Annotated in this window: 17 protein-coding genes; 6 read left to right on the top strand and 11 right to left on the bottom strand. The window is 63.4% G+C overall.

What is annotated here, in order from left to right:
• Positions 1-211: 211 nt before the first annotated feature.
• Positions 212-880 (top strand): tetratricopeptide repeat protein, encoded by a 669-nt coding sequence (locus tag AC1Z3V_RS31375; protein WP_483503936.1) that lies wholly within the window; start codon positions 212-214, stop codon positions 878-880.
• Positions 881-932: 52 nt separating this feature from the next.
• On the opposite strand, the gene AC1Z3V_RS31370 is transcribed toward AC1Z3V_RS31375, so the two are convergent.
• On the bottom strand, positions 933-1,295 hold the full coding sequence (locus AC1Z3V_RS31370) for a hypothetical protein (RefSeq protein WP_483503935.1): 363 nt from the start codon (positions 1,293-1,295) through the stop codon (positions 933-935).
• On the opposite strand from AC1Z3V_RS31370, the gene der reads away from it, so the two are divergent.
• Positions 1,276-2,709, top strand: a complete 1,434-nt coding sequence (gene der / locus AC1Z3V_RS31365; RefSeq protein WP_429816264.1) for a ribosome biogenesis GTPase Der — start codon at positions 1,276-1,278, stop codon at positions 2,707-2,709. The two genes, AC1Z3V_RS31370 and der, sit on opposite strands and share 20 nt — an antisense overlap.
• Before the next feature lie 79 nt (positions 2,710-2,788).
• On the opposite strand, the gene AC1Z3V_RS31360 is transcribed toward der, so the two are convergent.
• A complete protein-coding gene (locus AC1Z3V_RS31360) occupies positions 2,789-3,706 on the bottom strand; it encodes a sugar kinase (protein ID WP_483503934.1) in 918 nt (305 codons plus the stop codon).
• A gap of 165 nt (positions 3,707-3,871) precedes the next feature.
• Between AC1Z3V_RS31360 and bglA the strand changes: the two genes are divergently transcribed.
• Complete coding sequence (gene bglA / locus AC1Z3V_RS31355; protein WP_483503933.1) at positions 3,872-5,509, top strand: beta-galactosidase BglA; 1,638 nt, start codon at positions 3,872-3,874, stop codon at positions 5,507-5,509.
• The gene (gene aac(6') / locus AC1Z3V_RS31350) at positions 5,509-5,973 is read left to right on the top strand and encodes an aminoglycoside 6'-N-acetyltransferase (protein ID WP_483503932.1); all 465 of its coding nucleotides are present in this window, start codon (positions 5,509-5,511) and stop codon (positions 5,971-5,973) included. The genes bglA and aac(6') overlap by 1 nt, the downstream gene beginning before the upstream one ends.
• Positions 5,974-5,991: 18 nt before the next feature.
• On the opposite strand, the gene ade is transcribed toward aac(6'), so the two are convergent.
• Both ade and aptA read right to left on the bottom strand, forming a co-directional pair.
• Positions 5,992-7,689 carry an adenine deaminase gene (ade, locus tag AC1Z3V_RS31345; protein WP_483503931.1) on the bottom strand — a complete coding sequence of 566 codons (1,698 nt, stop codon included), beginning with the start codon at positions 7,687-7,689 and terminating at the stop codon, positions 5,992-5,994.
• A 135-nt stretch (positions 7,690-7,824) separates the two neighbouring features.
• Positions 7,825-9,150 (bottom strand): omega-aminotransferase AptA, encoded by a 1,326-nt coding sequence (aptA, locus tag AC1Z3V_RS31340; protein ID WP_483503930.1) that lies wholly within the window; start codon positions 9,148-9,150, stop codon positions 7,825-7,827.
• A 271-nt stretch (positions 9,151-9,421) separates the two neighbouring features.
• On the opposite strand from aptA, the gene AC1Z3V_RS31335 reads away from it, so the two are divergent.
• Together AC1Z3V_RS31335 and AC1Z3V_RS31330 are read left to right on the top strand one after the other, a co-directional pair.
• Positions 9,422-11,671, top strand: coding sequence for a glycoside hydrolase family 9 protein (locus AC1Z3V_RS31335; RefSeq protein WP_483503929.1), 2,250 nt, complete (start codon positions 9,422-9,424; stop codon positions 11,669-11,671).
• Positions 11,672-11,731: 60 nt separating this feature from the next.
• Complete coding sequence (locus AC1Z3V_RS31330) at positions 11,732-12,820, top strand: Gfo/Idh/MocA family protein (protein WP_483504187.1); 1,089 nt, start codon at positions 11,732-11,734, stop codon at positions 12,818-12,820.
• A gap of 6 nt (positions 12,821-12,826) precedes the next feature.
• On the opposite strand, the gene AC1Z3V_RS31325 is transcribed toward AC1Z3V_RS31330, so the two are convergent.
• From AC1Z3V_RS31325 to AC1Z3V_RS31295, 7 genes are all read right to left on the bottom strand, one after another.
• Positions 12,827-13,775, bottom strand: a protein-coding gene (locus tag AC1Z3V_RS31325; protein WP_483501827.1) for an IS630 family transposase whose coding sequence is annotated in 2 segments (ribosomal slippage) — positions 12,827-13,438 and positions 13,440-13,775 — 948 coding nt in all. Because the reading frame shifts where the segments join, the coding sequence is not laid out codon by codon here.
• Between the two features lie 177 nt (positions 13,776-13,952).
• Positions 13,953-14,987, bottom strand: coding sequence for a Gfo/Idh/MocA family protein (locus AC1Z3V_RS31320; RefSeq protein ID WP_483503928.1), 1,035 nt, complete (start codon positions 14,985-14,987; stop codon positions 13,953-13,955).
• 189 nt (positions 14,988-15,176) lie between these two features.
• A complete protein-coding gene (locus AC1Z3V_RS31315) occupies positions 15,177-15,521 on the bottom strand; it encodes an ArsR/SmtB family transcription factor (protein WP_429816244.1) in 345 nt (114 codons plus the stop codon).
• Positions 15,522-15,640: 119 nt separating this feature from the next.
• On the bottom strand, positions 15,641-16,384 hold the full coding sequence (locus tag AC1Z3V_RS31310) for a HugZ family pyridoxamine 5'-phosphate oxidase (protein WP_483503927.1): 744 nt from the start codon (positions 16,382-16,384) through the stop codon (positions 15,641-15,643).
• 185 nt (positions 16,385-16,569) lie between these two features.
• A complete protein-coding gene (gene choV / locus AC1Z3V_RS31305) occupies positions 16,570-17,619 on the bottom strand; it encodes a choline ABC transporter ATP-binding protein (RefSeq protein ID WP_429816239.1) in 1,050 nt (349 codons plus the stop codon).
• Positions 17,616-18,461 carry a choline ABC transporter permease subunit gene (gene choW, locus AC1Z3V_RS31300; protein WP_483503926.1) on the bottom strand — a complete coding sequence of 282 codons (846 nt, stop codon included), beginning with the start codon at positions 18,459-18,461 and terminating at the stop codon, positions 17,616-17,618. Before choW ends, choV begins: the two co-directional genes overlap by 4 nt.
• Before the next feature lie 83 nt (positions 18,462-18,544).
• On the bottom strand, positions 18,545-19,501 hold the full coding sequence (locus AC1Z3V_RS31295; RefSeq protein WP_483503924.1) for a choline ABC transporter substrate-binding protein: 957 nt from the start codon (positions 19,499-19,501) through the stop codon (positions 18,545-18,547).
• Positions 19,502-19,668: the final 167 nt, after the last annotated feature.

Genomic DNA, 19,668 nt, shown 5'->3' with positions numbered 1-19,668 from the left:
CGGAGGTGGCCTCGTGTCGACCGTAGGCGCTCTAAATCACGTCGGCCCCCTTACAAGCGCCGCAAAATCGGGTAGAAGGCGCAAAATCCATGAGAGCGCGGTGCGTGGGCAAGAACGCGTCGCGCGTGCTCGAACAGTTTGAGATCATGCGCTGTTCCCGTTGATGACGGTCGGAATGGCGCACCAGTGGCAGGCAAGGCCGGGGCAGTAGATGGCGAACCAAGACGACAGCTTTATCCGCGAGGTCAATGAGGAACTGCGTTCCGACCAGATGAAGAACATCTGGGCTCGTTTCGGCGGTGTCATCGTCGCGATCGCCGTGCTTATCGTCCTCGGAACCATCGGCAAGGTCGGGTTTGACTACTGGCAGGAGGGAGCCTCCTCGAAGTCGGGCGATGCCTTCCTGCAGGCGCTCAACCTTGCCAAGGAAAACAAGACGGACGAGGCGCTTGCTGCCTTGAACGCGTTGGAAAAGGACGGCTACGGCGCCTATCCGGTACTGGCGCGCTTGCGCGCGGCGACGCTTCAGGCCCAGAAGGGCGACACCGATGCAGCGGTGAAGGCATTCTCGGCCATTGGCAAGGACGGCAGTGTACCGGCGGCCATCCAGGATGCGGCGCGGCTGCGTGCCGCCTATCTGCTGGTTGACGCCGGAAGCTACGATCAGGTTTCGGCCGAGGTCGAACAACTCGCGACGCCGCAGAACAACATGCGCCACTCGGCGCGCGAAGCGCTCGGCCTCGCAGCCTACAAGGCCGGCGACTACGCCAAGGCAAAGACCTGGTTTCAGCAGATCGTCGACGATCCGCAGAGCCCGCGCAACATCACCGGTCGCGCCCAGATGCTGCTCGATGTGATCACCGCCAGCGGCAAGGCCTGACGTTTCGCCCATCCGCCATGTGGATGGGCACAGGGTGCACGACCCTTTCGAATCAGCGCATGATCCCAAAATCGATCTCGATCTTGGGGTTGTGCGCTAAAGCATTTAAAGCAGTTCCAGCAAAAGTGCGTAGCGGTTTTGCGTCCGGAACTGCGAAAGACAGGCAAGCAGTTCCAGCAAAAGTGCGTAGCGGTTTTGCGTCCGGAACTGCAAGAGGTAGACAAGCAGTTCCAGCAAAAGTGCGCGGTAATTTTGCGCCTGGAATTGCACCAGCAATCAGACCGAGCGGTTCTCCAGAGGAAACGCTCCCAGGCCGCCTCAATGCGGCAGAGAACGAAATTACGAGCGCGGCCGCCCGATCGGCTGCCGCGCTCCAAGCGGAAACGGATAGATCCATGAGCTTCACCGTCGCCATCGTCGGGCGTCCCAATGTCGGCAAGTCCACCTTGTTCAACCGTCTGGTCGGCAAGAAGCTGGCGCTCGTCGACGATACGCCGGGCGTTACCCGTGACCGGCGGCCGGGCGAGGCAAAGCTCATCGACCTGCGCTTCCGCATCATCGACACGGCCGGTCTCGAGCAATCGGCGCCAGACACGCTTCAGGGTCGGATGTGGGCGCAGACCGAGGCTGCGATCGACGAGGCGGATCTTTCGCTGTTCCTGGTCGATGCCAAGGGCGGCCTGACGCCGGCCGACGAGACGCTTGCCGAAATGCTGCGCCGGCGCGGCAAGCCGGTGGTGCTGGTCGCCAACAAGTCCGAGGCACGCGGTTCCGACGGCGGCTTTTATGATGCCTTCACGCTCGGTCTTGGCGAACCTTGCCCGATCTCGGCCGAACACGGCCAGGGCATGCTCGACCTGCGCGATGCGATCGTCGCCGCGATCGGCGAAGACCGCGCCTTCCCACCGGAAGACGACGTGGCGGAGACCGATATCGATCTGCGCCCGACGGCGAGAGACGGCGAGGGCGAAGAGGAAGAAATCGAGGCTGCCTATGACGAGACCAAGCCGCTGCGCGTGGCGATCGTCGGCCGTCCGAATGCCGGCAAGTCGACGCTGATCAACCGCTTCCTCGGCGAGGACCGGCTTTTGACCGGGCCGGAAGCCGGTATTACCCGCGATTCCATTTCGGTCGAATGGGAATGGCGCGGCCGCACCATCAAGATGTTCGACACCGCCGGCATGCGCCGCAAGGCGAAGGTGCAGGAGAAGCTGGAAAAGCTCTCGGTCGCCGATGCGCTGCGCGCCATCCGCTTTGCCGAGACGGTGGTCATCGTCTTCGACGCGACCATCCCCTTCGAGAAGCAGGATCTGCAGATCGTCGACCTCGTCCTGCGCGAGGGCCGGGCGGCCGTGCTCGCCTTCAACAAGTGGGACCTTGTCGAGGACTGGCAGGCGGTGCTTGCCGACCTTCGTGAAAAGACCGAGCGGCTCTTGCCGCAGGCGCGCGGCATCCGTGCCGTGCCGATTTCCGGCCACACCGGCTATGGCCTCGACCGGCTGATGCAGGCGATCATCGAGACGGACAGGACATGGAACCGCCGCATCTCCACCGCGCGGCTCAATCGTTGGCTGGAATCGCAGCAGGTGCAGCATCCGCCACCGGCCGTGTCCGGCCGCCGCCTGAAACTCAAATACATGACCCAGGTGAAGGCCCGCCCACCGGGCTTCATGATCTCCTGCACGCGCCCCGACGCGCTGCCGGAATCTTACGTGCGCTATCTGATCAACGGTCTGCGCAACGATTTCGACCTGCCAGGCGTGCCGATCCGCATGCATTTCCGTTCGGGTGACAACCCGTACGAATCGAAGGCGAAGAAGCGGCGTTAAAGCAGTTCCAGGAAAAGTGCGAAGCGGTTTTTCGTCCGGAATTGCGTGACCAAAGCAAAGCTGAAAGCGATCCTGCCGCTCAGGCCGCAGGCAGCTTTTCCTTGGGGACGAGCGCCCCATGATGGCCGATAACGCCCGCGGCAACGCTTGCTGCAAAGACGGCGGCCTCGGCCGGTTGAGCACCCGCGACCAGGCGGGCGACGAAGGCGCCGTTGAAACTATCGCCGGCGCTCGTCGTGTCGACGACGCGCGCGACCGGCGTTGCCGGCACGTGCTGGAGGGCGGCATCGCCGAAGGCGAGCGTCACGCCCTTCTCGCCATCTTTCACGACGACATTGGCGGCGCCGAGGCCCTTGTAGCGCGCGACCGTCGCTTCGATCGATGCGTCGCCGAAATGGGTGACCTCATCGTCGAAACTCGGCATGACAAGGCTTGCCGCACGGGCGCCATCGGTCAGCGTCCGGCGCATGCGTTCGGCGTCGTCCCAAAGCCGCGGGCGAATATTGGGATCGAAGACCACCAGCTTGCCGGCGGCTTTCGCGCGGCGGAGTTCCGAAAGCAGCGTTTCCACCGCATCGGGTGCAAGGATCGCCAGGGTGATGCCGGAATAGAGGATGAGCTCGGAGGACTCGATCGCGCGCCGAAGGTGCTCGGCATCGTCGGCCAGAAGCTTGGCGGCCGAGTGCGACCGCCAGTAGGAGAAGCTGCGCTCGCCGTCTTTCAGGTGGATCATGTAGAGCCCGGCGGAACGGTTCTCGATCCGGCGCACGGCCGAGGTGTCGATCCCTTTTTCCGCCATGAAGGCCAGCATCTCGTCCGAGACCGTATCGGTGCCGACGGCGGAGCAATAGGCGACGGTCCAGTCGGCAGGCATGAACAGCCGCGCGTAGTAGGCGGCGTTGAAGGTGTCGCCGGCATAACCCTTGCGCAGCAGTCCGCCTTCCGCCTGCATGAGCTCGACCATGCACTCCCCGATCGCAAGCATCTTCCCGGCCAACAGCTTTCCTCCTCACAAGATTTCGCCTGAGACGGGATAAGGGGCTCTGCCTTTCTCGGCAAGAGATTGTTTCCGGTGGCGTTGGTGTCGATAGAAGACGGCGTTTACTGATCCGGCGAGCAAGGCTACACCTTTGCGGGCGAAACCGTCTTCAAGGGGGCATTCATGACGTCTCGGCAGGTATCGGGTGACGATTGGTGGCGCGGCGCGGTGATCTACCAGGTCTATCCGCGCTCCTTCCAGGATACCGACGATGACGGCATCGGCGATCTGAAGGGCGTCACCCGTCGGCTGGCGCATATCGCTTCGCTCGGCGTGGACGCGATCTGGCTGTCGCCTTTCTTCACTTCACCGCAGGCCGACATGGGCTACGACGTCTCTGACTATTGCGACGTCGACCCGATGTTCGGAACGCTCGTCGATTTCGACGAGATGCTGGGCGAGGCCCACCGTCTCGGCCTCAAGGTGATCATCGATCAGGTGATCTCGCATACTTCCGATCGCCATCCCTGGTTCATCGAAAGCCGCTCGGACCGGACGAATCTGAAGGCCGATTGGTATGTCTGGGCGGATCCGAAGCCGGATGGCACGGCGCCCAACAACTGGCTGTCGATCTTTGGCGGGCCGGCCTGGGAATGGGACGGGGTGCGCAAGCAATATTACATGCACAACTTCCTCGGCTCGCAGCCAGACCTCAACTTCCACAATCCCGCCGTCCAGGACGCCGTGCTCGATGCCGCCCGCTTCTGGCTCGACCGCGGCGTCGACGGCTTCCGCCTCGATACCGTGAATTTCTATTTTCACGACCGGCATCTCAGGGACAACCCGCCGCTCGTGCCTGATCCGGACGCAACCAGCAACGATGCGCCTGACGTGAACCCCTACGGCATGCAGGACCATCTCCACGACAAGAGCCAGCCGGAAAACATCGCCTTCCTCCAGCGCTTCCGGGCGCTGCTCGACCGTTACGAGGGGCGCATGACCGTCGGCGAAGTCGGCGATGGCGCCCGCTCGCTGAAGACGGTGGCCGCCTATACCGGCGGCGGCGACAAGCTCAACATGTGCTACACCTTCGATCTGCTCGGTCCGGACTTTACGGCGCGGCATATCCGCCGCTGCGTCGAGAATTTCCAGAAGGTGGTCACCGATGGCTGGGTTTGCTGGGCCTTCTCCAACCACGACGTGACGCGCCATGTCAGCCGCTTCGCCCGGAGCGAGGCAGAACGGGAGAGGATAGCGCGGCTGGCGATCACGCTGCTTTCCAGCCTGCGCGGCTCGATCTGTCTCTATCAGGGCGAAGAACTGGGGCTGCCGGAGGCGGAGCTTGCCTTCGAGGACCTGCGCGATCCCTATGGCATCCGCTTCTGGCCGTCCTACAAGGGCCGCGACGGGTGCCGCACGCCGATGGTCTGGGAAGAGGCGGCGGCCAATGCCGGCTTCTCCGCTGGCAAGCCCTGGCTGCCGGTGCCGGCTGAACACCGCCGCCTGGCCGTGGATGTCATGGTTGCGGGCGTGGATACGACCCTCGACCATTACCGGGCGACGCTCGCTTTCCGCAATTCGCAGCCGGTGTTGCGCGATGGTGCGATGCGCTTCCTCGACAGCAACAGCGAGCTGCTCGCCTTCGTTCGCGAGAAGGACGGCGAGCGGTTGCTCTTCGTCTTCAACCTCACGCGTGAACCGCTCGAGTTTCTGGCTCCGGCCGACACGGTGCAACCCCTGGATTTGCCCGGATATCCGGCGCGCCTCGAAGCCGGTAGCATCAAGCTCGCCGGATTGTCGGCCTTCTCAGGAAAATTCTGATGCGCGTCTTGTTGATGGATGGTGAAACCATCGGCCGCTGGGTCGAAATGCGCCTGGCGCTGTGGCCGGATACGCCGGAAGCGGAGCATCGCGCCGAGGTCGAATCCTCTCTTGCCGAAAGTGATCGCTATGCGTCGTTCCTGTGCGAGGACGAGGCGGGGGTCGCCGCAGGCTTTGCCGAGGCGTCGATCCGCCGGGACTATGTCAACGGCTGCGAAACCTCGCCCGTGGCCTTTCTCGAAGGGATTTATGTGTTGCCGGCCTATCGCCGGCGCGGGGTCGCGCGGGCACTGATCACTGCCGTCGAACGCTGGGCGACGAGCCAGGGATGCCAGGAACTTGCCTCCGACACGGCGACCGACAATCTCAGGAGCCAGAGCCTGCACATGGCACTCGGCTTCGAAGAGACGGAGCGGGTCGTCTATTTCCGCAAGGAGCTCGCGCCGGCTGCAGCGGACAATTGAGCGCTCCAGCGGCCAGCCTCAGCCGATCAGCATGAACTTGTCGACGTCGACCAGCCCGCGGTCGGAGATCTTCAGGTGCGGGATGACCGGTAGAGGCAGGAAGGCGAGCTGCAGGAAGGGCTCTTCCAGCGTGGCGCCGAGCGCGAAGGCGGCGTGTCTCAGGTGGTGCAGGGTATCGCGCACGGACTCGTAGGGCTCCAGGCTCATCAGGCCCGCGACCGGAAGCGCGATCTCGCCGGTCACCTTGCCGTCTTCGACGACGACGAAACCGCCCTTGATTTCGCCGAGCCGGTTGGCGGCGATCGCCATGTCCTCGTCGTTGACGCCGACGACGCAGATATTGTGGCTGTCATGGCCGACGGTCGAGGCGATCGCGCCCTTCTTCAATCCGAAACCCTGGACGAAGCCGTTGGCGTGGTTGCCGTTGACGCCGTGCCGCTCGATGACTGCCACCTTGATGATGTCGCGGCCGAGATCGACGCCGGTCTGGTTGCCGACGGCCGGCAGGCGGTAGCGGCGGTGTTCGGTGATGATCTTGCCGGGGAGCACGCCGATGACCGAACTGTCGCCATCGGTGACGGGGACGCTGAAGGCGCTGGCATGGACCTGGCCGGCCTTGACGCTGTCGAGCCCGACAGGCTCGACCGGTTTGCGGGTGGTAAAGAGTGCGTCCGTGACGCGTCTTCCGCCTGAGAACACCATCTCGGCCTTGCAGTTTTCCAGGCTGTCGACGACGACGAGATCGGCGCGCCAGCCGGGCGCGACGAGGCCGCGGTCGGAGAGCCCGAAGGCGCGGGCGGCTGAGATCGAAGCGGCGCGATAGATCGCCAGCGGCTCGACGCCGGCGGCGATGGCCGTGCGGATCATGTGGTCGAGATGGCCCTGCTCGGCGATGTCGAGCGGATTGCGATCGTCGGTGCAGAGCGCCAGATGCGGTGACAGGCGTTCGGTGATGATCGGCATCAGCGCATTGAGGTCCTTCGAGACCGAACCCTCGCGCACGAGGATGTGCATGCCCTTGCGGATCTTCTCCATGGCTTCTTCGGCACTGGTGCATTCGTGGTCGGTGCGGATGCCGGCGGCGAGATAGCCGTTCAGATCCTTGCCGGAGAGCAACGGCGCGTGGCCATCGATATGGCCGCCCTGGAAGGCGTCGAGCTTGGCGAGGCAGACGGGATCCTTGTGGACGACGCCGGGGAAATTCATGAACTCGGCGAGGCCGATGACCTTGGGATGATGGCGGAAGGGCAGGAGCCTTTCGATCGGCAGGTCGGCACCCGACGTTTCCAGGTGCGTTGCCGGCACGCAGGAGGAGAGCTGGACACGGATGTCCATGATCGTTTCCTGGGCCGAATCCAGGAAGAACTGGATGCCCTCTGTGCCGAGCACGTTGGCAATTTCGTGCGGGTCGCAGACGACGGTGGTGATGCCGAGCGGCAGGACGCAGCGATCGAATTCATGCGGCGTCACGAGCGAGGATTCGATGTGCAGATGCGTGTCGATGAAGCCGGGCACGACGATGCGGCCGGTGATGTCGATCTCCTCGCGTCCCTCGTAGCTGCCGAAGGTGCCGACGATGCGGTCGTTGGAGATCGCAATGTCGGAGGCGACCAGCTCGCCGGTCACGAGATCGAAGCAGCGCCCGCCCTTCAAAACGATATCGGCCGGTTCGCGTCCGACGCCCTGATCGATGTAGCGTTCCAGCGCTTCGGACATGGGGACAACTCCAGTTCTTGTGTGCATCGAGCCACCGGTCTGGTAGCGACCGTGCTTCGGTTCCGCGTGGCAGATAAGAGTAACCCTCTCCCCGTCGCCGGGGAAAGGGTCATTGATGGTCGGCGCGAGGCCGGATCAGATGTTGTTGTTGAGAACGGCGTGCAGCTTGCCGAACAGCTCGTCGATCTGGGTCTTGCTGATGATCAGCGGCGGCGACAGCGCGATGATATCGCCGGTGGTGCGGATCAGCAGGCCGCTCTCATAGGCCTTCAGGAAGGCGGAGAAGGCGCGCTTGGTCGGCTCGCCGGCGATCGGCTGGAGCTCGATCGCACCGATCAGGCCGAGATTGCGGATGTCGATGACATTCGGGCAATCTTTCAGCGAATGCAGCCCGTCTTCCCAGTAGGGGGCGAGCTCGGCGGCGCGCGTCAGCAAGCCTTCTTCCTTGTAGGTGTCGAGCGTGCCGAGGGCTGCGGCCGAGGCGATCGGGTTGCCGGAATAGGTGTAGCCGTGGAAGAACTCGATCATGTGCTCCGGGCCGTTCATGAAGGCATCATGGATCTCGGAGGTGACGAAGACCGCGCCCATCGGGATGACGCCGTTGGTCAGGCCCTTGGCGGTAGTGATGATGTCCGGCTTCACGTCGAAATACTGTGCGGCGAAGGGCGTGCCGAGGCGGCCGAAACCGGTGATGACTTCATCGAAGATCAACAGGATGCCATGCTTGGTGCAGATGTCGCGAAGCTTCTGCAGGTAGCCCTTCGGCGGGATCAGCACGCCGGTGGAGCCGGCCACCGGCTCGACGATCACGGCGGCGATGGTGGAAGCGTCATGCAGCGTCACGATGCGCTCGAGCTCGGTGGCGATGTCGCCGCCATGTTCCGGCTCGCCGCGGGTAAAGGAATTCTGCGCCGGCAGGTGGGTGTGCGGCATGTGGTCGACACCGGTCAGAAGCGTGCCGAACATCTTGCGGTTGGAGACGATGCCGCCGACCGAGACGCCGCCGAAGTTGACGCCGTGGTAGCCGCGCTCGCGGCCGATCAGCCGGAAGCGCGAGCCGTCGCCTTTGGCGCGGTGATAGGCGAGCGCCACTTTGAGCGCGGTGTCGACCGATTCCGAACCGGAGTTGGTGTAGAGAACGTGGTTCATGCCTTCGGGCGCGATGTCGACCAGGCGGTTTGCAAGCTCGAAGGCCTTGGGGTGGCCGAGCTGGAAGGCCGGCGCATAATCGAGTTCGCCCGCCTGTTCGCGGATCGCCTCGGTGATCTTCGGGCGACAATGGCCGGCGTTCACGCACCACAGACCCGCCGTCCCGTCCAGAACCGTACGACCGTCATGGGTCGTGTAGTACATATCCTTGGCGCCGACGAACAGGCGCGGTTCCTTCTTGAACTGCCGGTTCGCGGTGAACGGCATCCAGAAGGCGCGCAGATCGTTCGGGGTGTTGAGACGGTTCGACATTCCAGTTCTCCTCGGTCCGTTTTTCGTCAGGCGCTCGCCGCCCGCATTTTTTACCCTTTGGTCAAACTATCAGCGCCCCGGGACGCGTCAAGCCTTGGAAGTCCCGCACAGAGAGCCTTCGGGGTGGCGAATTTTTGTCTCGGGGCTGGATATTTTCTCTAGCTTAACTTGTTTGCGTCAACGCTGCGTTGCCATGCCTTGCCGGGTCCATGGCCGCCTGTGAATGGGTCTTCGCGCCTGCGGCCCGGCTGAGCCACTTGGGAGCTTAGACGTGTCGAGGTTCGGGATAGTACACGCGGCAGTTGCTGCGCTCTTCCTGCCTGCCCCGGCTGCTGCCGAACTGATCGCCGACGGTCGCTTCGAAAAGGGGCGGGATGCGTTCTGGGCGAGCGACGGGTTGACGCTCGAGCGAGAGAGCGGGCGGCTCTGTGTGGAGACCCGGGGCGGAGGAGAGGTCTGGAGCCAGATCATCGGCGTCAACGGGTTGAAGCTGATGCCGGGGCATGTCTACCGCCTCTCGGCGAAAGTCATCGCCCAGCCGGCGCGCGCGATCCCGGCAAGGGTGCAGCGGGCTGCAGATCCCTGGACTGCCGTTGCCGAATTTGCGATGGCGGGGTCACCCGGCGGCACCCCGTTCTCGATTGAATTTGAGGCAAGCGAAGCGAATGAGGCGCAGTTTGTGCTGCCGCTCGGGGGTGGGGAGGCCGGCCGCCTCTGCCTTGACGACGTATCGCTGGTCGCGACCGGCGCCGTCTCGCCGACGGCAAAGCGAGCGATCGAGGAGCCTGCCATCCGCGTCAATCAGCTCGGCTACTTCACCGGCGGGCCGAAGCGTGCGACCTTCGTTGCCGATGCGAAACGCCCGATAGATTTCCAATTGCTCGATGCCAAGGACACGGTCGTCGGCAAGGGTCGCACGCAACCAAGCGGCTTCGATCCGATGGCGGGTGTCGAAACCCAGGTCGCGGATTTCTCATCCTTCGCAACGGCTGGAAACGGCTATCGTCTCGTGGCCGGCGACTGGGCGAGTGATCGCTTTTCGATCGGCGATGATCTCTATAACCGCCTGCGCGTCGATGCGCTGTCCTGGTTCTATCCGCAGCGAAGCGGCATCGAGATCAAGGCGGCGATCGCCGGCAAGGCCTACGCCCGTTCCGCCGGCCATATCGGTGTGGCCCCGAACCAGGGCGACAAGGCGGTCGCGTGCCTCGATGGCAAGCAAGCCGAGGCGCTCTACAGCGGCTGGTCCTGTTCCTATCGGCTGGACGTTTCCGGCGGGTGGTACGATGCAGGCGACCACGGCAAATACGCGGTGACCGGCGCGCTGTCCGCAGCGCAACTGCTCGCCACCTACGAGCGCGGGCGTGTTTATGCCACGGGGTCGCCGGTGACGCGCGACGGTCTCTCGCACATTCCCGAAGACGGCAACGGCATGCCCGACATCCTCGACGAGGCCCGCTGGGAGCTCGAATTCCTGTTGCGCATGATGGTGCCGGATGGCGAGCCGCTCGCGGGCATGGTGCATCACAAGGTCCATGACATCGCCTGGACCGCGGTGCCGATGCTGCCGAGCGACGACCCGCAGCCGCGGGCGCTTTACCGCCCTTCGACTGCCGCAACGCTCGACGTCGCAGCCGTCGCGGCTCAGGGCGCCCGGCTTTTCGCCGATCAGGATCCGACGTTCTCGGAACGGCTGCTTGCGGCCGCACGCAAGGCATGGGTGGCGGCCAATGCCAATCCCGCGCTCTTCGCGCCAACATCGGACGGACTTGCCGGCGGCGGCGACTACGACGACGACAGTATTTCGGACGAACTCTTCTGGGCGGCGACCGAGCTCTATCTGACGACCGGTGACGAGGCCTATCTCGACGTGGTGAGGGCGTCGCCGCTTTGGGCGGCGGATACGCTGTCTCCCGGCGGTGCCTTCGATTGGCGCAACGTCGCAGGCTTTGCACGGCTGCAATTGGCCCTTTATGGCACCGGGTTGCCGGACGGCGACCGTGACGCCATCCGGAACTCGGTGCTTTCGGCAGCGCGGCACTTCCTGTCGCTGCAAAAGACAGAACCCTTCGGTGTCGTCTACCGACCCGAGGACCGGCGTTACGACTGGGGATCGAACCAGCTGATGCTGCAGAACATCATCGTGCTCTCGGCCGCTTTCGATCTCTCCGGCGAGAAGACCTTTCTCGACGGTGCGCGCGAGGGCATGGATTACATTCTCGGCCGCAATGCGTTGGCGCTATCCTATATCACCGGCTACGGCACGCGCGCCGCCAAGAACCAGCACAGTCGCTGGTACGCGCAGCAGCGCGATCCGCAACTGCCGAACCCGCCGGTTGGCTCTCTCGCCGGCGGCCCGAACTCCACCCTTGTCGACGACGTCGCACGGCAGCACTTGAAGGGCTGCGCGCCGCAGACCTGCTATGCCGACGATATCGAAGCCTATGGATCCAATGAAATCGCCATCAACTGGAATGCGCCGCTCGTCTATGTCGCGTCGTTCCTTGCCGATGCGCGCTAGGAGAGTGCAAGCGTGACCGGAATAGCCTTCGTCGGAACCGGCTTCGTCGCCGACTATTACATGACGACGCTCGCCAACCATCCGCAGCTCCGACTCGTCGGCGTCTGGGATCGCGATGCGGAGCGTCTCGACGCCTTTGCGCGCTACTGGAACGTTGCGGCCTATGCTTCGCTGGATGCGGTGCTCGCCGATCCCGCCGTCTCGATCGTCGTCAATCTGACGACGCCGGAAAGCCATTACAGCATCAACCGCGCCGCTCTCTCCGCCGGAAAGCATGTCTATTGCGAGAAGCCGCTGGCAATGACGGTCGAGGAGGCGAGCGAACTGGTGGAGCTCGCCCGTGGGCGTGCACGCGTGCTTGCCGGCGCGCCTGCCAATGGCCTTAGCGATGCGCAGGCGCTCTGTGCGAGCCTGCTTGCGGCCGGGACCATCGGCACACCGCGGCTGGTCTATGCCGAGATGGAGGATGGCCCGGTCTTCAAGGCGAACTGGCGCGCCTGGCGCAGCCGCTCAGGTGCCCGCTGGCCCGGCATGCATGAGTTCGAGGTGGGCTGCACCCTCGAGCATGCGGGCTATGCCGCAAGCTGGCTCGTCTCGCTCTTCGGGCCGGTCGCCGAGGTCAGCGCCGTTTCCGCCCTGACCTTTCCGGACAAGGGCCCGGGAACCGAGACGCTGGCGCTCGGTCCTGATTTTTCGGTGGGGTGTCTCACATTCCGCTCCGGGGTAACGGCGCGCGTCACCTGCGGCCTGGCGGCGCCACGCGACCGGTCGCTGACGATCATCGGCGACAAGGGAACCATCGTCGTTCGCGATCTCTGGGACAACCGCTCGCCCGTTCATGTGGAGGCGTTCGGCGCCAGGCGCTCCGCTGTGCATCGCGGGCTCGACTGGCTGGAATGGAAAATGGGGCGCAAATTGCCAGTTCGGCTCTATCCCGGAACGAGGGTGCGTTACGCCAAGGCGTCGTCCGGGCCGGCCCTTCCGGCCTTTCCGTCGCAGATCGATTTCGTGCGGGGCATCGCGGTCCAGGCCGACGCGATCAAGCGCGGCGAAACGCCGTTTTTCTCCGGCGCGACGGCACGGCACCTGACCGAGGTCGTGCTCGCACTCAGCAGCGGTTGGCGGGACTATCGTCCGCTCGATCTCTAGAGCGTTTCAGGTTTTGACGGAAGCATATCCGGCATTGGCGAAGTAGTTGCTGCATTCGTCGGGTTGAACTGAGGAGACGAGGCTGCCGAGGTGTTGCCATGTCTCCTCGATGGTTCGCTTCTGCGCCGCCCGCATCCAGTGTTTGATTTTGGCGAAGGCTTGCTCGATCGGATTAAGATCGGGCGAGTATGGGGGTAGATACCAGAGCCTTGCGCCAGCGGCTTGGATCATCTGCCGGATGGCGGCCGACTTGTGGGAGCCGAGATTGTCCATGATGACGATGTCGCCGGGTTCGAGCACGGGCACGAGCAGTTGCTCAACATAAGCGCGGAAACACTGACCGTTGATCGGTCCGTCGAAGACGCAAGGCGCGGTTAGCCGGTCGTGGCGCAAAGCGCCGAGAAAGGTCAGCGTGCGCCAGTGGCCGTACGGGGCAAAGCCGCGCAGGCGCTTGCCTCGCGGCCCCCACCCCCGCAGCGGCGCCATGTTGGTCTTGATCCAGGTTTCGTCAATGAACACCAGCCGTCTCGGATCGAGACCGGACTGCCAGGAGCGCCAGCGTTGCCGCCGGCGGGCAATATCGGCACGGGCCTGCTCAAGCGCGAACAGCGTTTTTTTTGAACCGCAGCCCCTCGCGGCGCAGGAACCGCCAGACCGTATCGTGCGACACCTTCACCCCACGCGCCGCCAGCTCTTCCTGCAGCCTATGCAGCGACAAATGCGGCATCTGGTTGATCCTCTCCGCGATAAACGCACGGTGCGGCTCCAGCAGATGCTTGCGGTGGCCGCCCATCTTGCCGGGCGCCACAGACCCACTCGAACGGTAGCGCTGAGACCACTTCACCGCCGACGATACGGCAATGCCGAAACGAGCCGCAACCGATCGGCAGCTTTCGCCGGCCTCAATGGCGCACACAACACGTTCACGAAGATCATTCGAAAGAGGTCGCGTCATCAGATGCTGGCCTCCCCTCCAGCCAGCATCTTGAATCACAAAATGGACCGAAACGGAATCCCCTCCGATTCAGTCAAAGCCGGAACCGCTCTAGGACGCCGTGCGTTCAGGTAAATGCACAAAGGACGCTCCGGAAACTCTTCCGAAGGGCGGCCGCCGGCGTGTCGGGCAGGAGGTTCAGGCCAGGGGTGCCTTGGCGCGGATCGTCTCGATGATTTCCAGAGCTGCGATGCTGCGCGAAAGCGGCATCAGCGGATGCTCGCGCCGGCCGTGCAGAATGGCCGCGCTGGCGGCCTCGATCTCGAACTGAAGGCCGTTGCCCGGAAAAGCATGGTCGAAGCGTTCGAGACCGGGCAAGGGGATCCGCCGAGCGACCTTGAAAAGGGACTGCCCTGTCGATGCCAGCAGCCTGCGCGCCGGGGCGGTGGTGCCGACGAACAGGCGGCTTGCCTTCAGAAACGGCGCGTCAATGGCAAGTGTGCCGCGGTCGCCTTCGATGACGAAGCGATTGTCGCCGTTTCGATCAAAACCACAGCGGAGTTCGGCATCGAAGCCGTCATAGCCCAGCCTGATGTCTGCCGAGAAGTCGACGCCGGTCGGCGCGCTTCTCCAGGTGCCGGCAATCGACTTCGGATGGCCGAAGAGGTTCAGGCAAAGCGCGATCGGATAGATACCGAGATCGAGCAGCGAACCACCGCCCAGTTTCGGATCGAAGAAGCGGCTGCCCGCATCGAACGGCTTTTCATAGGCGAGTTCCGCCCGGACGCGCATGATGGTGCCAATCCTCCCGTCGCGAAGGAGCATGCGAAGCGCGGCGATGGCCGGCAGGAAGCAGGTCCATAGCGCTTCCATCGCGAAGGCGCCGCTGGCAGCGGCGGCTTCCGCGAGGACGCGCGCATCAGTGGCGCATGTGGTCAGCGGCTTTTCGACCAGCACGGCCTTGCCGGCAGCAAGAGCCAAGGCGGCATGGTCGCGGTGCACCGCATTGGGTGAGGCGATGTAGATCGCATCGATATCCGGCGCTTCCGCCAGCGGCTGGATATCGTGGTAGCTGCGGATGCCGCCATAATGCGCGGCGAAAGCATGGGCCTTCTCAGTATTGCGGGAGGAAACGGCAGCAAGCGTCGCGTTGCCGGCGAACCGCAAATCCGATGCGAAGCTGTTCGCGATTGTACCGGTACCGGCGATGCCCCAACGGACCCTGTCACGCATTACCTAATGTCCGCCGTTCGGGCTGATCTGTCGGGCGCATGGTGCCGCGGAAGTCTCAAGGCCCGGTAAACGGCGGAGGCGAAGCCGGCACCCTTCAAGGGCTCGTTGCGATCCCACAGGAAAAGAATAAGCCCCGCGCGATTTCTCGTGTGGGGCTGTTCGAACGGGTCCGCAGAGCGAACCGAAATATCAGGCCGACTTGCGGACCACGGTCTTTTCTGCGGTGACGTTCTGCTCGTCGCCGTAGATTTGGTTGAGCGTGCCTAGAATCCGCATCACTGCGTCGGATGAGCTCGAATAATAGATCGTCTGCGCATCGCGGCGGGTGCTGACGAGATTCTGGGCACGGAGCTTCGAAAGATGCTGGGAGAGAGCCGACTGGCTCAGCCCAACCTTGTTGGCCAATGCGCCGACCGCCATCTCTTCCTTGACGAGGGAATCGAGGATGAGAAGGCGCTTGGGGTTTGCCATGGCCGAGAGGAAACCGGCTGCTACCTCGGCTTCATCGTGTTTTTCAGGCGAAAGTGGCTGCATTGCGTGCTCCATGCGAAAATTACATCACACGTAGTTATGGTTGACGAAGCACGATAATTAGTCGTGACGCATAAAAGGGCAACCACCCACTGCAAGAAATGGGGGTAGTTCTTTTGCGATTAACCGTAAAGTTCACGCAAAATTGCCCGTAAATTGGAACTGTCTTCGATTGGCACGGAAAATTCAAGGCGCTTCAGCCGATCGCCATCGGCGAGATCGATGCCGGCAGCGTCGATCCCGACGATCTTCCAGTTGCCTTCCGGCGCGTTGCAGAGCTTGACGGCATAGTGCTGCACGGCGTCCGAATGATCCGCATTCATATGCTCGATCGCGCTTGCTTCCTTGGCGGCGAGCGAGGCTATGGCGGGCGTGTCGATCAGGAGATCTTCCGCTGTCAGGACATAGGCGCGACCGAAACCGCCGTTGAGGCTGGCGCGTAACGGTCTCAGCCGGAAGAAGCCGAAATCGGGAAAATCCACATAGAGCTTCGACTTCGGATGACGGCGAACGAATCGCTCACGGATGCGGGCGTGGATGTCGCTGTCGCGGGCGACCTGCTCGGCCGCGCACTGCACGGTGAGGCGCGGATGCGCCAGAGGATCACCTTTGCCGGGCTCGCCCGTCAGCAACGAGGCGCGGTTGTCGGCAAGCAGCGCCTGGGTGTGCGTCGAGAGCCTGGAGATCAGGACCACCGGCACGCCGTCGACATCCATGCCGACGAGAACGCGGCTGACGAAGGGGAAGCCACCGCTTTCCGGTTCGATCGCGGCGAGCGAACCGCTACGGGCGCCCCGCAGAAGCGTGCGGGCGAGGGTGCGGGCCTCGTCATCGGTATCACGCAATACGTTCGGCTTGTCGCTCATGTCCTCAACCCTTCCTGTCATGCTATCACGGCGCTGCGCGTCTTATCAGACGCACAGAGGTCGCAGCGGCACTTTGAAGGACTGCATGTTTTCGTGCTTCGGTCGGTTACGACTTGGGGAAACATGCAGTAACAAAAAGCCCGGAGCGGAACCCCGGGCCTTTATTGGCTTGCTGAGCGGTTTCGTCAACTTTTGTTGCGGTGGCGCGTCAATCCGTGGACGATGTCCTGGGCATCGATGGTGCCGACCACCGAACCGTTTTCGACGACGCCGATGCTGCCCGGCTGGCGTGACATGGCGTCGAGAATATCGACGAGTGGTGTCGTCGGCTTGGCGGTAGCGGTAACGCCGGCAACCGTTGCGCCGCGCTGTACGCCGGTCTGCATTACGTCCTTGGCGGTCAGCATGGTGATCGGGTTCATGTGCTGAACGAAATCCGCGACATACTGGTTGGCCGGATTCTTGACGATATCCTGCGGCGTGCCGCACTGGATGATGCGCCCGCCTTCCATGATGGCAATGCGGTTGCCGATGCGGAAGGCCTCGTCGAGGTCGTGGCTGACGAAGATGATCGTCTTCTTCAGCCGCCGCTGAAACTCGAGCAGTTCGTCCTGCAGACGGGTGCGGATCAGGGGGTCGAGCGCCGAGAACGGTTCATCCATCAGAAGGATCGGTGCGCCGGTGGCAAAGGCGCGGGCAAGCCCGACGCGCTGTTGCATGCCGCCCGAAAGTTCGTTGACCTTACGCCCCGCCCATTTCGTCAGATTGACGAGATCGAGCTGTTCGCCGACGCGCGCCTTGCGCTCGGCGTCCGGCATGCCGGCAAGCTCCAGGCCGAAGCCCACATTGTCGGCAACGGTGCGCCAGGGCAGCAGTGCAAACTGCTGGAACACCATCGAGACCGTGTGCATGCGGAAGTCGCGCAACGACTTCGCATTGGTCCGGTAGGGGTTGAGCGGTCCGTTCGAGGTCTTCACCTCGACGTCGCCACGCACCACAGGGGCGAGGCCGTTGACGGCGCGCAGAAGCGTCGACTTGCCGGAACCCGAAAGCCCCATCAGCACAAGGATTTCGCCCTCGGTGATTTCGAGCGATGCGCCGGCGACACCCAGCACCAGCCCGGTTTCGGCGCCGATCTCGTCGCGGGTCTTGCCCTGATCGACCATTTGCAGCGCTGTCTGCGGGTTGTTGCCAAAGATGATATCGACATTCTTGAAAACGACGGCGTTGGTCATGCGCCTTCTCCTTCGTCGGACGAGCGGAAAAGGCGGTCGAGAATGATCGCCAGGATGACGATGCAGAGGCCGGCTTCAAAGCCCTTGGCGACGTTGACGGAGTTCAGCGCGCGCAGAACCGGAACGCCGAGACCGTTGGCGCCGACCAGTGCCGCGATAACCACCATCGACAGCGACAGCATGATCGTCTGGGTGAGGCCGGCCATGATCTGCGGCATGGCGAAGGGCAGCTCCACCTTGCGCAGCACCTGGCCGGGCGTCGCGCCGAAGGCCTGGGCGGCTTCGACGAGCGACGGCGGCGTCGAGATGATGCCGAGGCGGGTGAGGCGGATCGGCGCGGGGATCGCGAAGATCACGGTGGCGATGAGGCCCGGGACCATGCCGAGGCCGAAGAGGATCAGCGCCGGGATCAGGTAGACGAAGGTCGGGATCGTCTGCATCAGGTCGAGGATCGGCCGCATGATGGCATAGACCCAGGCGCGGCGGGCGGCGGCGATGCCGAGCGGCACGCCGACGGCCATGCTGACGAAGCTGGCGGCGAGCACCAGTGCCAAGGTTTCCGTCGTTTCCTTCCAATAGCCCTGGTTGATGATCAGCAGCAGGCCGAGGCCGGTGAACAGCGTGACGCCGAGCGACCGGCGGAACCACCAGGCAGCCGCCGTGATGACGGCGACGACGATCAGCGGGTGCGGGGTCTGCAGCCCCCAGAGCAGCACGGCAACGACGCCGGAGAGGAAGCGGGCGAGCTGGTCGAAGAACAGTTCGAAATTGGTCGTCAGCCAGTCGACGAACGCCTTGGCCCAGCCGCCGATGGGGATGCGATTATCGGTCAGATATTCCACGAAGGTAGATCCGTTTCATCAGGTCAAAAAGTGCGCATGACGCGGTGAAAAAAAGGCGGGGTCTTTCCCCGCCTTGATGCCGATCAGAGGCCGAGCGCGGCCTTGACCGCGGCGAGCCCATCGCCGCCATCCTTGGCGGTCACACCGGCAAGCCACGGATCGATCGTGGTCGGGTTGGCCTTCAGCCATTCTTCCGCAGCCTTGTCCGGCTCCTGCCCGTCGTTCAGGATCTTGCCCATGATCTCGTTTTCCATCTGGAGCGAGAACTTCAGATTGGTGAGCAGCTTGCCGACGTTCGGGCACTCGGTGGTGTAGCCGGCGCGCACGTTGGTGAAGACTTCCGCGCCGCCGTAGTTGGCGCCGAAGATGTCGTCGCCGCCCGAGAGATAGGTCAGCTTGAAGTTGGCGTTCATCGGATGCGGTTCCCATCCGAGGAAGACGATCGGCGAGCCGTCCTTTTCGGCACGCGCGACCTGGGCGAGCATGCCCTGCTCGGAGGATTCGACCACCTCGAAGCCCTTCAGGCCAAAGGTGTCCTTGTCGACCATGTCGATGATCAGGCGGTTGCCGTCATTGCCGGGCTCGATGCCATAGATCTTGCCATCAAGCGCGTCCTTCTTGGCGGCGATATCCTTGAAATCCTTGATGCCGAGTTCGGCACCCTTGGCATTGGTCGCCAGCGTGTACTTGGCGCCGACCAGGTTCGGCCCGAAGGATTCGACCGACTTGTCGTCGAGATAGGGGCGCACGTCGTTTTCCTGGGTCGGCATCCAGTTGCCGAGGAAGACGTCGATGTCCTTGTTCTTGAGCGACGTGTAGGTGACCGGAACCGAGAGAACCTTGATGTCGGTCTGGTAGCCGAGGCCCTTGAGGACGGTCGAGATCGTCGCGGTGGTTGCAGTGATGTCCGTCCATCCGACGTCGGAGAAACGGACGGTTGCACAGCTTTCCGGCTCGGCAGCTGCAGCCTGCCCAGCGGTAAGGGCGAAGACCGAAACGGCGCCCGCCAGCATCAATTTGAGAGAGAGTCCTTTTTTCATTGTCGTTCCCCTGCCTCGATTATTGTTTTAGCCAAACACCATTGGATAGCGAATTCAAGCGCTTTGATGTCGAAGGAAGTGTATTGCGTCAATATGCTGACGGGGTGCACGGTGCGACGCTGAATGTCGCAATGTCCACGAAATGGTCTGGTCCGGCGAAAAACTGT

This window comes from Ensifer sp. 38_S197 (genome assembly GCF_056924495.1).
Note: the sequence above shows the minus strand (reverse complement) of the source record. Positions and strands in the feature narration are given on the sequence as shown.

Coding starts and splice junctions, on each gene's coding strand:
- AC1Z3V_RS31310 (WP_483503927.1), bottom strand. CDS start 16,384: ATGAGCGACAAGCCGAACGTATTGCGTGATACCGATGACGAGGCCCGC.
- choV (WP_429816239.1), bottom strand. CDS start 17,619: ATGACCAACGCCGTCGTTTTCAAGAATGTCGATATCATCTTTGGCAAC.
- AC1Z3V_RS31330 (WP_483504187.1), top strand. CDS start 11,732: ATGACGACGCTCGCCAACCATCCGCAGCTCCGACTCGTCGGCGTCTGG.
- ade (WP_483503931.1), bottom strand. CDS start 7,689: ATGTCCGAAGCGCTGGAACGCTACATCGATCAGGGCGTCGGACGCGAA.
- bglA (WP_483503933.1), top strand. CDS start 3,872: ATGACGTCTCGGCAGGTATCGGGTGACGATTGGTGGCGCGGCGCGGTG.
- AC1Z3V_RS31375 (WP_483503936.1), top strand. CDS start 212: ATGGCGAACCAAGACGACAGCTTTATCCGCGAGGTCAATGAGGAACTG.
- AC1Z3V_RS31295 (WP_483503924.1), bottom strand. CDS start 19,501: ATGAAAAAAGGACTCTCTCTCAAATTGATGCTGGCGGGCGCCGTTTCG.
- AC1Z3V_RS31370 (WP_483503935.1), bottom strand. CDS start 1,295: ATGGCGACGGTGAAGCTCATGGATCTATCCGTTTCCGCTTGGAGCGCG.
- AC1Z3V_RS31315 (WP_429816244.1), bottom strand. CDS start 15,521: ATGCAGCCACTTTCGCCTGAAAAACACGATGAAGCCGAGGTAGCAGCC.
- der (WP_429816264.1), top strand. CDS start 1,276: ATGAGCTTCACCGTCGCCATCGTCGGGCGTCCCAATGTCGGCAAGTCC.
- aptA (WP_483503930.1), bottom strand. CDS start 9,150: ATGTCGAACCGTCTCAACACCCCGAACGATCTGCGCGCCTTCTGGATG.
- AC1Z3V_RS31320 (WP_483503928.1), bottom strand. CDS start 14,987: ATGCGTGACAGGGTCCGTTGGGGCATCGCCGGTACCGGTACAATCGCG.